This is a genomic window from Yersinia pekkanenii (assembly GCF_001152565.1).
Lineage (GTDB): Bacteria > Pseudomonadota > Gammaproteobacteria > Enterobacterales > Enterobacteriaceae > Yersinia > Yersinia pekkanenii.
The window spans coordinates 31,234-45,660 of sequence record NZ_CQAZ01000038.1; the positions used below are offsets into that span (position 1 = coordinate 31,234).

The window sequence follows — 14,427 nt, forward strand, 5'->3', positions numbered from 1 at the left end:
ACCCACTAACTGGAGCAAGAAATGTCCAAATGTTTCCCCCAATCTGGCGGCAATTCCGCCAATGATTCAAATTCAGGTTGGTCGGCAAAAGGATGCTGCAATGCCTGATGTAAACGCTGTAGTGGTTGGATATCATCCTTTTCAGCGTGATCAATTGCATGCTGAGCTAAATAGTTGCGCAGTATATATTTAGGATTAACCGCCTTCATGGCTTGCTGACGTTGTATGTCGTCGATTGGCTCTTGTTGCAAACGTGCACGATAACGACGATACCAGCTATCAAAACCGGCTCTATCGATAAAATCATCCCGTAATAGCGATGATGCCGAGTGCATTTCAACATCACTCAACAAGCGGAACGTACGGGTATAATCCCGCCCTTCTTTTATCATTAAGCTCAGTAACTCAGTCAGTAACTCGTTGTCCTGACTGCCACTTTCGAAGAAACCTAATTTGCCACGCATTTGCTGACCATAAACCGCCATCAGTTCTGGCTCATAAGTGCCCAGCGCCATTTGCAATTGGTTTGCCGACATTAAGCCGGATAGCGCCTGCCCTAACCGATGTAGATCCCACAGTGCAACCGCCGGCTGATTATCAAAAGCATAACGTCCCTGATGATCGGAGTGATTGCATATATAATCGGGGACATAATCATCAAGGAAACCGAATGGGCCATAGTCCATGGTAATGCCAAGAATTGACATATTATCGGTATTCATCACGCCATGAGCAAAACCCACAGTTTGCCAATGCGCCATTAAGCGGGCGGTACGTTTAACCACATCGGTAAACCACAACAGATAACCTTCCGGCTGCCCAACAAATTGCGGCCAGTGGCGAGCAATAACATAATCGGCCAACTGTTTAACCTGCGCGGGTTGCTGCCGAAAATAGAAATGCTCGAAATGACCAAAACGCACATGGCTTTCAGCCACCCGCAATAACATCGCACCTCGCTCCGGTTGCTCGCGATAAACCGGATGGTTGCTGGTCACGATGGTCAGTGCACGGCTGGTCGGTATTCCTAAATGATGCATGGCTTCTGAGGCCAGAAACTCTCGTATCACTGAGCGCAATACCGCCCGCCCATCCCCCATGCGCGAATAAGGTGTTAACCCGGCACCTTTCAAATGCCAATCCATGCTGCGGCCATCGCTGAGTTGTTGCTCACCCAGCAAAATACCACGACCATCCCCAAGCTGCCCCGCCCAAGAGCCAAATTGATGACCACTATAGACTTGCGCCAGTGGATCCATACCCGGTAACAATACCTCTCCGGCCCACACCGCAGCCTTGGGGGCGCTAAACCAACTTTCATCCAACCCAAGCTCACGCGCCAACGGCTCGCTGTGATAGAGCAGATGCGCCCCTTTTAGGGGGCTGGGTTGCAAACGAGTGTAAAAACCACTCAATTGTTGCCCATAGCTGTTGGTAAAGTGAGGCGCCTTATCAAACTCAGGAACCTTATCAAGTCCAGAGCTATGATTAGATTTAGTGGGATTAAAGGATGCCATTAGCGTAATACCTCCGCCAACCAGTGACGAACTTGTCGCAGCTCAGCTTGTGACTCAGGGAAATCCTCACTTAATTGCTGGCATACGGCATTAATGGCGTCAGGGCGATAAGCCACGCCTTGTAGCCGTTCAGCCAGAGCCTCTAACGGTGCTGGATTTAAACTATCAGTGAATATTTGGCAACGATCAATCGCACCCTGTAATACATCAAAATGCAGTTCAATACCGCCCCAAACAAAGCGGGTATCGACTAAATGGCTAAAGGCCGGGGCCTGACCGAAATTCCACTCCCAGCTACTCTGTTTGGCAAATTGTTCGGTGAAACCGGGTAGGTCTGGCAATGCTTGCGGGGAGATTATTTCAGCGGCCACTTTTTCATCATAATAATCGAAGAAAGCCTGCTCAATAGCAGCACAAATCTTATCATGTTCCACTCCTGGCAACAGTTCTACCAGATTAGTGACGCGGGCACGTACCGATGTAATACCTTTGGCCTGCAATTTTTTAGGATCGGGGTTAAGGTAATCGGCTAAACGGTTCAGATCGGCATTCAGTAACAAGGTTCCATGATGAAACCCACGATCTTTGGTTTCTTTATAGGCCGAACCGGAGACCTTGCGCTCATCATCACCGTTCATCACCACTAAATCATTACGGCCTGAGGCGGTAGCCTGAATGCCGAGTGATGCCAAAGCATTCAGAATAATTTGAGTTGATATTGTTTTATCATATTCCGGTTTGCCGGCCATAAATGTGAAACAGGTATTACCCAAATCATGGAATACCGCCCCACCGCCACTGCTTCGGCGAGCCAGTTTCACACCATCTTGCGCCATACGGCGTGTATTACACTCTTTCCATGGATTCTGGGCGCGACCTATGACCACGGTATTAGCATTTCGCCATAAAAATAAAACCCGCTGCTGCGGAGACATTTGGCGAAAAATACACTCTTCTACTGCCAGATTAAACCAAGGATCATAAGAATCAGAAATGAGTAACCGAAGGGATGACATAAACGCGGCTCCGAACAAAAATAAGCAGCCACTAAGATAACATAACCAGCATCGATATTTTTAGGTCCGGGGATCCATTGATTAATGGTTAAATCGAAAACACCTCAAATGCGGCGTGCTTGCCAGTAAACACGTTTCCAGTAAACATTTTCCAACGATGAGCGGATAACCCCTTTACTCGTTGAAGCATGAATAAATTCATCATTGGTGTCATAAATACCGACATGCAAGCCGTTTTGACCACTACCCGTTTTGAAGAACACTAAATCGCCCGGCATCAGCTCATCACGAGAAACTTTTGTACCTAACGTCGTTTGCGCTACTGTTGTGCGGGGTAATTGCACATCAAAACGATCACGGAATGTGCGGTAAACAAATCCAGAACAATCAACGCCACGTTGATCTAACCCACCATTGCGATATGGCGTTCCTTCCCATTGGCGCAATTGCTCATTCAGTTTAGCGACAACCACTATAGAATCAGATAAATGGCCACTTGGTGTAGGGGCATGGCTGCTACAGCCAGCAAGAATCAGACTGATCAGAAAGATCCAAAAACGTATCCGCATCGATATTTCACCAAAGATAAGGCTAGCCAATCTACCGGATAGCAAGCGCTATTAGTAGGACTAATTTAACTATCGAGTTTGGAAAAAACAAGTTATATGAATGAGATAATAGATTAACCGCCTTTTATCGGCTTGGTATGTATCAACCATATTCCCAGCAGAATGAAGCCCGCACCTAATGTTTTCAATAAAGTCGCCGGCTCATTGTACCAAGGTAGCGATACTGCAGCCAAATAGACCAACGCATAACTGAGACTCAGTAGCGGATAAGCCCGGTTAAGCGGCAGGTACCTTAATGCGAAAAACCAACACACCATGGATAAGGCATATCCTGTTAACCCGAAGATTACCGCAATTAATTGTGATAGATGAAGAGTGAGGAATTGCCCATTAATATCTGCCAATGACATTAATGGGGTATGCATCATGCCCCATTTCAGCATTAATTGGGCAACCGTTACCAGCATCACACTTCCCATTCCCCACAGATAACCTTTCATAAATGCCAACTCATCAGCAGGATGCCAAACATAATGGCGGCAATACCCAACCAATGGCGAGAAGTTGTCTTCTCGCCATAAAAATACTGTGCTGCCAAGGTCACCAACACAAAATTAAAGCTGAGTATCGGATAAGCCACACTCAGCGGCAGATGTTGCAATAAACGTAACCACAGCAACATCCCTAAACCAAGTAGTATTACTGCGATAGCCAGCCAGCGCAGTGCCGGAGCTAACCGCTCTTGGCGCGGCAGCGCCCAACATTGCGCAGCTTGTTTCTGACACAATTGGCCCGCGCAGGTCAATAAACTGACCATGATCAACAGCAGGTAACTTGTCATGGTGTCTTGCGATACCACAAAAATGCCAAGCGATTCATTAAGTTAACCTTATCAGCCACCGGTAAATGGGCAGGAATTTCCTCATTGCGGGATAATTGCACCACCAGCGATACATCACCTTGCTGCCTTGCATGAGCCAGCCATTGACTAAAACTTTCACCACTGATGTACTGATTTTTGCTATCCGCATAGTTCAGCCCGTAAGTCAGCTCACCCTTCTCACTGAACATCAATATATCGCTACGTTTTAGTTCCCACGCTAACCCCGCAGCCACACCCACGCTATCGGTAAGAACATAACGGCTACTACTCAGCTCATCAAAATTATGTTGGATAAAGTTTTGCGGCTGTTTTGAGTCGATAACCTGTTGCGGGATCAGATAACCCACCAGCAAAATAAACAGTAATGGGCAAGCCGCTGCCCATCGCCAATGGCGAGCGTTATTGCGTAAGGTCGCCCAGCCTACGATACCCCATCCGCTAAAGGCGACGGTTGCAAGCACGACTTTCTGATGCTCTTGCGGCCCATAAGCCACCAAATGACCCACCAGCCCCATACCAATAATTAATACTGCCAACGCGCAGACCAACCCAAAAACAAGGTTTATCGCACCATTAATTTTCAATGCACATGTTCGCAGCTTACTAGCACAATCTGTGGCATATGCAGCCATCAGCAAAGCTAGTGGAGCCATACACGGCAAGATATAAGTGGGTAATTTCCCTTTGGCTACACTGAAGAACAATAGCGGCATCAGTACCCAACTCAGCAAAAAGAACAACTCCGGCCTTGCAATCCGTTCACGCCACCCTTTGAGTAACGCTCCAGGTAATAACCCCAGCCACGGCAAGACAGCCAGGCACAAAATAGGCAAGTAATACCAAATGGGTGCTTTGTGTTGAGCATCTTTCTCAGCAAAACGCTGAATATGTTCAACCCAAAAGAAATAATGCCAAAAATCAGGCTCGCGTTGTGCTATTGCCAATGCCCACGGCAAACTCAATATAACCGCACTCACTACCGCTATCGGACCAAAAATGATGAGTTCTTTTACCCGTTTTTGCTGGATGACAATCGGTAATACCGAAATAACCGGCACCGCTAACGCCAGAAAACCTTTGGTCATAAACCCCATACCACAGGCCAGGCCGAGTAAAAGGTAAGCACCAGCCTTCTGTTTCGACGTTTCTGCCCGCAGAGTGAGGTAAAAACAGACCATCGAAGCGGTTAACCACAATGAGATCATCGGGTCCAACACCGCGTAAGTACCGACACCAAACACCAGCAACATGGAGAGATAGATTAATGTTGCCAGCACTGAGGTTGAACGATTACGCCACAATAAAGTCGCCAACCAATAAACTAAGACAGCACTTAAGGCTGTGCTAAAAATTGAACCAAATCGTACGGCGAAATTAGTATCACCAAATATCCACTGACTAATATTATTAAACCAATACCCGGCAATGGGTTTTTCAAAATAGCGGATACCCAGTAAATGCGGTACCACCCAGTCGCCACGTTGCAACATTTCCCGGCTAATTTCAGCATAGCGAGTTTCATCAGGTTGCCACAATAAACGGCTATTAACCGGGAGCAGATAAACCAAAGCAAAGAATAATGCCAGTAGCGCAGCCCCACTTCCTTTTAATAGTCTCATCCTGCATCCTTTATATTTGACTGACATCCTAGCCAGCCTTCTCGCCCAGCAAAAGCAGCGCGCACAACTTTACCTATAGGTAATGAATCCAAATCATCGGGTAATAGATCTTTCAAGGGGCAAAACTGGATACCTTGTTTTTTTGCTCTGATCAATAATTGTTCAAACATCAGCGCCTGAGACATCCCTTCTACCTCGGCATGAATGGTGTAAACTGGGACTCCGTTATCACGCAATATGGCATCAATAATAAAATCATTAAAATCCTCAGCGCGGACTTCACTCCCCACAACTTCATCATAAGTCGGTAACGTCACCGGGATTTGTACACTGCCAAAGCTACCATCAGGTAATAGTGGGCGAAAAGGATGAGTGCCACGACAATCACTGTTATAACGGAAATAAAATTGTTGTTTTACGGCTAAAACTCGCGCATCCGCACGCCAGCCTGCTGCCGCGGAACAAGTGACCTTTTGCTCAATGCAGTGTTGTAATGCCTCCACCCCTAATTTCACTTGCTCAGTCAATTGTTGTGTTGACCAAGAGGCAACTTTAGCTTGCCAGCCTTGATGGTCCCATGCGTGTAAACCCACTTCGTGCCCCGCCTGTAACGTTTCTTTCATCAGCGGGCCAAGGTCCTTCGCTATTTTTTTTCCCGGCCAGGCGGTGCCTGCCAGCAAAATATCCCAACCATAAAGCGAAGCTGCATTAGACCGCAGCATTTTCCACAGGAAACGAGGACGGAAAAGGCGCCACAAATGGCGCCCCATGTTATCCGGCCCGACACTGAAGAAAAAGCTGGCACTGATATCATATTTTTCCAGTACAGCAAGTAATGCAGGTACACCGTCCTTTGTTCCACGGTAGGTATCAACATCAATCCTCAGGCCAACTTGCTTCATACGTGATGCTCATCCTTGTGGATTTCATTTTTCTCAAGTACAGCGCCGCGCAGGAAGAAGTCTAATGTTTCGCTAACAGTTTGTTGCAAGGTAATTTCTGGTTGCCAATGTAAAATACGACGCGCATTACTGATACTTGGCGTGCGATATTCCACATCCTGATAGCCTTTACCATAATATGCGCTGCTTTCAATATCTTTAAAGCCAGCAAACGGCGGGAAATGATCACGTAATTCATGTTTTTCGAAACTGCTCAGTAGCATTTGAGCTAACTCACGAATACTGGCCTCATTGGTTGGGTTACCAATATTAATTATCTGACCATCGCAGCATCCATCACGGTTTTCAATAATACGGAATAGCGCCTCAATACCATCATGAATATCAGTGAAACAACGTTTTTGCGCGCCACCATCAACCAGTTGAATAGGAGACCCTTCGACCAGGTTCAAAATAAGCTGCGTAATGGCACGGGAACTACCAATACGAGCAGCATCAAGATTATCTAAACGTGGCCCCATCCAATTAAATGGCCGGAACAGTGTGAACCTCAAGTTTTCTTTCGCGCCATAAGCCCAGATAACGCGATCTAACAATTGTTTAGATACTGAGTAAATCCAACGCTGTTTATTAATTGGCCCAACGATCAAACGTGAGGTGTCCTCGTTGAACTCTTTGTCATCACACATGCCATAAACTTCAGAAGTGGACGGGAATACAATACGTTTATTGTATTTAACGCAATCGCGCACAATCTTTAAGTTTTCTTCAAAATCCAATTCGAAAACACGCAGTGGATTACGGGTATATTCAATTGGGGTCGCAATAGCAACCAATGGCAGAATAACGTCACATTTTTTAATGTGATATTCAATCCATTCGGAATGAATACTAATATCTCCCTCAACAAAATGGAAATGAGGGTTGTCCAGGAAACGGCTAATAGCATCAGAACCAATATCCAGACCATAAACTTCATAGCGGTCATCACGCAATAAACGCTCGGTCAAATGGTTACCGATAAAACCATTAACACCAAGAATCAGTACGCGGGTACGCCTTTTCAGCAGCTTGCTTGGCTTGTTGGCTAAACGCACGTCAGTGACAATGCCCATCTCAAGCGCCAGGCGGTTGCCCTGGACATATAAGCCAGCTTCCCCCTGACCAGTAACAATCTCCAGTGCGCCCTCACCACAAGCTACAACCAGTGGCGAGGTTGATAACACGGTACCCGGTAATTTTCCGTGCACGATATCCAGCGACCGCGCACGCCAGATGGTCAGTTTACGCTGCCCCAGATAACTGAAGGCTCCCGGATAAGGTTCGGTCACTGCGCGGACCAAATTATTAATGGCTGATGCGGGTTTTTGCCAATGGATCTCACCATCCGCCGCAGTACGGCGGCCATAGTAACTGGCATCGGCTTCATTTTGGGGTGTCAGATGCAGTGACGCATTCTTCATTTTGGGCAATAAATCACGCAATAAATCTTGAGCAGCATCACGCATTTTTGCATGTAATGTTAATGCAGTATCTGCCTCACTGATGGTGACTTTATGTTGACTTACAATCGGACCCGCATCCGCTTTTTCTACCATCTGGTGCAGGGTTACACCCGTTTCAGTTTCCCCATTGACCAGCGCCCAGTTAATAGGTGCGCGACCTCGGTACTTCGGTAACAGGGAGCCATGTAAATTGAACCCACCGCGTGGTGCCGAGGACAGAATTTCATCACAAAGCATATTGCGATAATAGAAAGAGAAAATAATATCAGGTTGTAATTGCTGAATACGTTCAATCCACAACGGGTGGTTGACATCTTCAGGCGCAAATACAGGCAACTCTAAATCAGCAGCAACTCTGGCAACTGAAGAGAAAAAGCGATTCTCACCAGGGGAGTCAGTATGGGTAAACACCGCCTGAATATCGTAACCCGCTTCAACTAGTGCTTTCAGGCCTACGCAGCCAATATCGTGATAGGCAAATACAATCGCTTTCATTTCTCTACATCCTGATTATTTTCGGTCTGCTCAACGCCGACCACTTTCTGTATGAAATAACGTGGGCGCGCGCGCACATCGTTATAAATGCGGCCAATATATTCACCAAGTAATCCCATACCAACAAATTGAGCACCGATGAACATGAACAACACGGCGAATAGTGTAAAGACGCCACCACCTGCCCATTCAGGGCCAAATACCAAACGTAAAACCACTAACAACACGGCGAGAGTGAAACCAGAAAGTGCAATGACACTGCCTACCAAACTTAACAAGCGTAATGGCGTCGTTGTCAGACAGGTAATCAAGTCATACATCAGATTGATGAGTTTCATCAGGCTATATTTTGAGTCGCCGAATTCACGTTCAGCGTGATGAACCGTAATTTCAGTGGTACGACGAGCAAAAGTGTTAGCAAGAATAGGAATAAATGTACTACGTTCGTGACAGTGTAACATTGCTTCAACAATATGACGGCGATAGGCTCGTAGCATGCACCCGTAGTCACCCATTGACTTCCCTGTAGCACGTTGAATCATCATATTGATCATGCGGGAGGCTGTTTTACGAAACAGTGAATCCTGGCGGTTAGCGCGCACAGTGCCAACGACGTCATACCCCTCTTCAGCCACACTCACCAGTCGTGGGATTTCTTCTGGCGGGTTTTGTAGATCAGCATCAAGTGTAATCACTAAATCACCGCTAACCTGATTGAACCCCGCCATAATCGCAGAGTGCTGACCATAATTACGATTGAGTAAAACGGCAATAATGCCGCTATCTGGCTCATTAGCCGCCACGGTCAAAATCTCGGCGGAACTATCACTACTGCCATCATCGACCAAAATTATTTCATAAGGTTGAGTGAGTAATTTACAGGCAGCAGATGTCCTCTTTAATAATACGGGCAAGCTTTCTTGCTCGTTATAAACAGGGATAACAATTGAGACTTTTTTTATTTGTTCATTTTGTGACACGATGCGGCCCTATAATAGTTTCCAATGCATCAACCACCCGATCAACATCGCTATCTAGCATGTCGGGGAAAAGGGGCAATGTGCATAATCTGGCGGAATTCCACTCAGTATTAGGTAAGTTAAGGTGCGGGTAACGCTCACGATAATATTTTTGGGTGTGTGCTGCGCGAAAATGCAGGCCGGTACCAATACCCAACGCTTTCAGCCGCATCATCAGTGAATCACGGCTAATACCACAGCGATCTTCATCAACACGCACCATAAAAAGATGCCAGGCATGTTGATGGGCATAGTGGGGAACCGCCAATGGTTGCAAAGGTGAATCGGTTAATGCCGCATGATAACGAGCCACCAGCGCTTGCCGACGGGCATTGATTTCAGGTAATCGCCCAAGTTGAACAACGGCAATAGCGGCGTGAATATCAGATAAATTATATTTATAACCTGGCTCTACGACCTCAGCCTGAGGGCTACGCCCTTGTATTTGCCGATCAAAGGCATCGACACCCAAGCCATGAAACTTAAGCCGACGAACTCGAGCAGCCAGCTCATCATCGTCGGTCGCGATTAAGCCACCTTCAGCACAAGTAATGTTTTTGATGGCATGGAAAGAGAAAATAGCCGTGCCCTTCTCACCAATCCATTGATTACCATAACGGGTACCAACGGCATGGGCCGCGTCTTCAATCAGTGGAATATCCCGTTGCTGGGCAATTAAGCGCAAAGCATCAAGATTGCAAGGCGCTCCTGCATAATGTACGGGAATAATCGCTTTGGTTTTTGGGGTAATGGCCGCTTCAACATCAGCAGCGCTTATCATTAAAGTATCGCGATCAACATCAATCATTACCGGCTCAGCGCCCAGTAACACGATCATATTAAGAGTGGAGACCCAAGTCTGGGATGGTGTAATAACCTCATCACCAGGGCCAATCCCTAACGCCATCAGGGTGATATGCATTCCAGCCGTTGCAGAGCAGACAGCAATAGCATGTTTACAACCAAACGCCTGACAAAAATCAGTTTCTAGCTGCTGATTCTGTGGGCCTGTGGTTATCCAACCGGAACCTAATACATTTACCACCGCATTAATTTCGTCAGCACCGATTGACGGGCGAGAAAAAGGCAAAAAATTCTGCATCGAAAAAATCCCTTAGGACAGGTTGAGCTATCGGCAACTATATGCCCACATAAGTTAACGAAAACTAAACACCAATCAGATAGGTTCGGGGTTTGCTAAGATTAACTTTAGTCCATTAACCTTAAATAAACCTTAAGATAAGATTTATTTCGCTATATATTTAGAATGAACACTTCACATTGAGGGATTATTTTTACTATAAATATCAATCAACTAACACAGAACACGGTGATAACACTATTATATTGATTTAATTAAGTTTATCCGGACAGGACGTTTCCCAGTAGAAATAATAGTAGTCAATGTTACGTTTCAGTGTAACCAATACAGATTAATAAAAATGTATTTATTATACACTTTTTGTAATAATCCAGTTCTGATGATTAAAACTATGTACTTGAAAATCCACTTCGAATACTTCAGATAAGATATTGGCTTCCATTACCTGCTTAGTACTTCCTTGTGCAAGCATATTCCCTCGAGCCATTAACCAAACCTGATCAGCTTGCTGCAAAGTATGGTTAAGGTCATGAGTACTAATGATTGCACTGCGTTCAGCTGAACAAAACTCACGAAGCAAACCGTCTAACGCCACTTTTTGCGCAACATCCAGCCCAGTGTATGGCTCATCAAGTAATAACAATTTACTGTCGGGATTAATATCCGGCCATACTTGCAAGAAAACAGCGGCTAGTCGAACGCGTTGCCACTCTCCACCGGATAATTGTGACAGCATCCGCGGTAGTTTGTCAGTTAATCTCAACCGTTTACAGAGATAACCAATCGTAGCCGCTACAGCGTCAGGATCTACACCTACAGGCTGATAAAGCGCAAGATATTGGAAAACCGGCATCATCGTCAGGGTGGATTGCTGTTGGCACAAATAGGCTCGCAACCGAGCCAAGTCATGCCCCGAATAAAGAGACAACGCCTTCCCCGCGAGCACGATATCACCCTCAGCAGGCAATATCCCTGCCAGAGAAGCCAGTAGCGTACTTTTCCCTGCGCCATTCGGGCCGATCAGATGAATTTGCACCCCAGCAATCACTTGAGCCGAAAGAGGAGCAAGGCGTTTTTCTACCGTGACATTGCCGAGTTGCAATAGCATCAAAATAAATCCGTTATCGGTAAATTAATTATTGGCCAACGCCTGGGAAATAGCACTAATCAGAATCGGATCTTCTGGTGTCATATCCGGAGCAAAACGCTCAAGTACCACACCATCACGACTAACCAGGAACTTCTCAAAATTCCACAAAATATCGCCTGGTTGCTTCGGTTCACGCCCCTTACTTGCTAACCGCTGATAAAACTCGCTTCCTTCAGGTGCTAGCGCAATAGGTTTGGCCGCAATTAATTGCTGATATAAAGGATGCCGTTGCGGACCATTGACTTCAATTTTACTGAACATAGGGAATTCAATCCCAAATGTGCCACGGCAGAAGGCTTGAATTTCTTCATCGCTACCAGGCTCCTGCCCGGCAAACTCATTACTCGGGAAACCTAGCACCTCAAAACCTTGTTGATGATAAGTTTTATACAGGTTTTCTAACCCTTCATACTGTTTGGTTAGACCGCACTGAGAAGCCACGTTAACCACGAGGAGCACTGAACCTTTGTATTTTTCCAGTTGAACTGATTGACTTTCAATGGTTTTGACTGCGATGGAATAAATTGGATTACTCATCAGGAAGGACCCTTATTCAGCGATAATAAACAGATGAACTTAAACGCATATAAATAGCTATGAGGCAGATCACTTTACACTTTTCACTCGTGTCAGCAACCAGATAAATAATGGCGAGCCTAACGTCGCGGTCACCACCCCAATCGGTAATTCCGCTGAGAATAAAGCGACACGTGCCACAATATCGGCTAATAACAGCACTCCACCACCGGCTAACGCACAACCGGTTAATAATTGGCGCTGGTCGGTTAAACCGGTCAATCGTAAGATATGAGGGATGACCAAACCGATAAAACTGATCACCCCCGCCAGAGCAACACTGATACCGACCAGTAAACCAATAGCCAGCACCAATAAATTGCGCCACAAGTGAAGGGAAATTCCCAGTTGTCTGGCTTGCTGCTCACCCAGCGACATAAAATTAAGCACCCGCCCCTGACAACAGAGCCATACAACAATAGGTAGCAATGTAAGTACCAGCCCTTGTTGCCGCCAGTCAATGCCACTAAAGCCTCCCATCATCCAATACATCAATTGCCGTAAATCCAGGCTGGTACTGAAATAAACGGCCCAAGTCATCACCGCACTGCAAACGATCCCCAAGGCGACACCAACCAATAACAGACGAGCGTTGGTTAATAAACGCCGACGAGCAAAGCTTAACAGCAGAACCGTCATAAATAAGGCTCCAGCAATAGCACAGGCACTTAAAAACCAGATGGGTAACAATCCATGGCCTAATAATACCGCCATTACCAATGCAACACCGGCACCGTTCGCGACACCTAACAAACCAGGCTCTGCTAACGGATTCTCAAACAGTGCCTGCATAACCGCACCGGAGACAGCAAGGCTTGCTCCAACCAACATCACAGCCAAGGCCCGAGGCAAACGCAACTGCCAGACAAATAATTGCCCACTTTCGCTGAACCATTGAGTTGGCCAAATCCAAACATCACCTGCGCATAAACTGGCTACCAGCGCCAATAACAATATGACAACCAATCCTTTGAGGTAATTGTGGGCATGTTGTTGTTGTCGCTGTTGGAGAACGGTAAATAACTGACTGGTCTGCATTACATCCTCGGCCACTGTCTCAGGATTTACCTGAAGATGTCTGGTAAGTATAAAGGCTTGATGCCCATGGCTAGGGACAGATAGTAGGGGGTTAACAGGATAAGAGGAAGTTTTGCGTGAACAATAAGTTTTTTTGTTGATTGAAAACACTAACTCTACCCACAGGCTGTTGGGATAAAGTTAGCCTGAACTTATTATTTATTATTAGCGATAACCATTATTTTGCGATGGGTAGACCTGCTGACCTCCGCGGCCACTGCTATTATTTGGAGCACCTTGCTTACCCTGCCCGCCATGATGACTTGATTGCTCGCGTCCGTTATTCTGCTCATGATTACTATGTTGTGACTGATTACCGTGGCCATCGCGTTCATTGTGGCCTTGATCCCCATCCCCCTTTCCGCGGAACGGATTATGGCCGTTTTGTGCTGACGGGTGCTGCCAACGGCCACCATCCCAGTAATAGCCTCGCTCATTACGATCACCAATATGACCACCACGATGTTCATGCCACCACTGTGGCGGACGCCAATCATAACCATCCCAATAATAACCACGGTGATCTTGATCACCTAAATGTAAACTGACTCCAGGTATATTAATGTCAAGTGACACCTCTGCCTGTGCGATCAGCGGCATTAATGATAGAACCCCCAGTAACAGCAGATATTTTTTCATATAAATCCAAATGTATTATTTAACATTACTTAATTTATATCAGCGAAAATAAAAATCCTCTATCAGATAAGTAGCTCTTTTCAATTTCATTTCATACTTCTTACGAAATCCATACAGTTATTTCATGGGGCTATTTTATGTACTACTATTTCTAACAACTCTTAACGTTCAACTGACACTTTTCCGCATTACATTAGCTTATAATCACAACCTTATTTAAATAAGTTAGTTAACCCGTGAGGAAAATATAATGCGACGCATCATATTAATGATAAGTGTACTCTTATTAAGCTCTGTGCTTTCAGATTGCTGCATCTTCCCGCCGCATGGTGGCGGTGGCGGTGGCGGTGGCGGTGGC

General features: G+C 45.9%; 14 protein-coding genes. All 14 read right to left on the bottom strand.

All coding sequences use genetic code 11. The annotated features are described in order from the left end of the window. Positions 1-5: 5 nt before the first annotated feature. The 14 genes from AEP37_RS17190 to AEP37_RS17255 all read right to left on the bottom strand — a co-directional run bounded on the left by AEP37_RS17190 (position 6) and on the right by AEP37_RS17255 (position 14,069). Positions 6-1,517: a protein adenylyltransferase SelO gene (locus tag AEP37_RS17190; protein ID WP_049614509.1), complete on the bottom strand. Its 1,512-nt coding sequence runs from the start codon at positions 1,515-1,517 to the stop codon at positions 6-8. Next, a complete protein-coding gene (locus AEP37_RS17195) occupies positions 1,517-2,533 on the bottom strand; it encodes a lipoate--protein ligase A (protein WP_049614510.1) in 1,017 nt (338 codons plus the stop codon). The genes AEP37_RS17190 and AEP37_RS17195 overlap by 1 nt, the downstream gene beginning before the upstream one ends. 104 nt (positions 2,534-2,637) lie before the next feature. Then, a complete protein-coding gene (locus AEP37_RS17200; protein ID WP_049614511.1) occupies positions 2,638-3,102 on the bottom strand; it encodes an NlpC/P60 family protein in 465 nt (154 codons plus the stop codon). Positions 3,103-3,215: 113 nt separating this feature from the next. Then, complete coding sequence (arnF, locus tag AEP37_RS17205) at positions 3,216-3,602, bottom strand: 4-amino-4-deoxy-L-arabinose-phosphoundecaprenol flippase subunit ArnF (RefSeq protein WP_049614512.1); 387 nt, start codon at positions 3,600-3,602, stop codon at positions 3,216-3,218. Beyond that, positions 3,599-3,943, bottom strand: coding sequence for a 4-amino-4-deoxy-L-arabinose-phosphoundecaprenol flippase subunit ArnE (gene arnE / locus AEP37_RS17210; protein WP_049614513.1), 345 nt, complete (start codon positions 3,941-3,943; stop codon positions 3,599-3,601). Before arnE ends, arnF begins: the two co-directional genes overlap by 4 nt. Continuing rightward, positions 3,940-5,604, bottom strand: coding sequence for a lipid IV(A) 4-amino-4-deoxy-L-arabinosyltransferase (gene arnT, locus AEP37_RS17215; RefSeq protein ID WP_049614514.1), 1,665 nt, complete (start codon positions 5,602-5,604; stop codon positions 3,940-3,942). Before arnT ends, arnE begins: the two co-directional genes overlap by 4 nt. Beyond that, entirely contained in the window at positions 5,601-6,506 is a 906-nt protein-coding gene (gene arnD, locus AEP37_RS17220) for a 4-deoxy-4-formamido-L-arabinose-phosphoundecaprenol deformylase (RefSeq protein WP_049614515.1), read from the bottom strand. The genes arnT and arnD overlap by 4 nt, the downstream gene beginning before the upstream one ends. Further along, complete coding sequence (gene arnA / locus AEP37_RS17225) at positions 6,503-8,506, bottom strand: bifunctional UDP-4-amino-4-deoxy-L-arabinose formyltransferase/UDP-glucuronic acid oxidase ArnA (RefSeq protein WP_049614516.1); 2,004 nt, start codon at positions 8,504-8,506, stop codon at positions 6,503-6,505. The genes arnD and arnA overlap by 4 nt, the downstream gene beginning before the upstream one ends. Next, on the bottom strand, positions 8,503-9,486 hold the full coding sequence (gene arnC, locus AEP37_RS17230) for an undecaprenyl-phosphate 4-deoxy-4-formamido-L-arabinose transferase (protein ID WP_049614517.1): 984 nt from the start codon (positions 9,484-9,486) through the stop codon (positions 8,503-8,505). Before arnC ends, arnA begins: the two co-directional genes overlap by 4 nt. After that, a complete protein-coding gene (gene arnB / locus AEP37_RS17235; RefSeq protein ID WP_049614518.1) occupies positions 9,473-10,627 on the bottom strand; it encodes a UDP-4-amino-4-deoxy-L-arabinose aminotransferase in 1,155 nt (384 codons plus the stop codon). The genes arnC and arnB overlap by 14 nt, the downstream gene beginning before the upstream one ends. Before the next feature lie 349 nt (positions 10,628-10,976). Then, positions 10,977-11,735: a vitamin B12 ABC transporter ATP-binding protein BtuD gene (gene btuD / locus AEP37_RS17240; protein ID WP_049614519.1), complete on the bottom strand. Its 759-nt coding sequence runs from the start codon at positions 11,733-11,735 to the stop codon at positions 10,977-10,979. Between the two features lie 24 nt (positions 11,736-11,759). Then, entirely contained in the window at positions 11,760-12,314 is a 555-nt protein-coding gene (locus AEP37_RS17245) for a glutathione peroxidase (protein WP_049614520.1), read from the bottom strand. A gap of 69 nt (positions 12,315-12,383) precedes the next feature. After that, a complete protein-coding gene (gene btuC, locus AEP37_RS17250; protein WP_049614521.1) occupies positions 12,384-13,391 on the bottom strand; it encodes a vitamin B12 ABC transporter permease BtuC in 1,008 nt (335 codons plus the stop codon). Positions 13,392-13,595: 204 nt separating this feature from the next. Beyond that, the gene (locus AEP37_RS17255) at positions 13,596-14,069 is read right to left on the bottom strand and encodes a DUF2502 domain-containing protein (protein WP_049614522.1); all 474 of its coding nucleotides are present in this window, start codon (positions 14,067-14,069) and stop codon (positions 13,596-13,598) included. Positions 14,070-14,427: the final 358 nt, after the last annotated feature.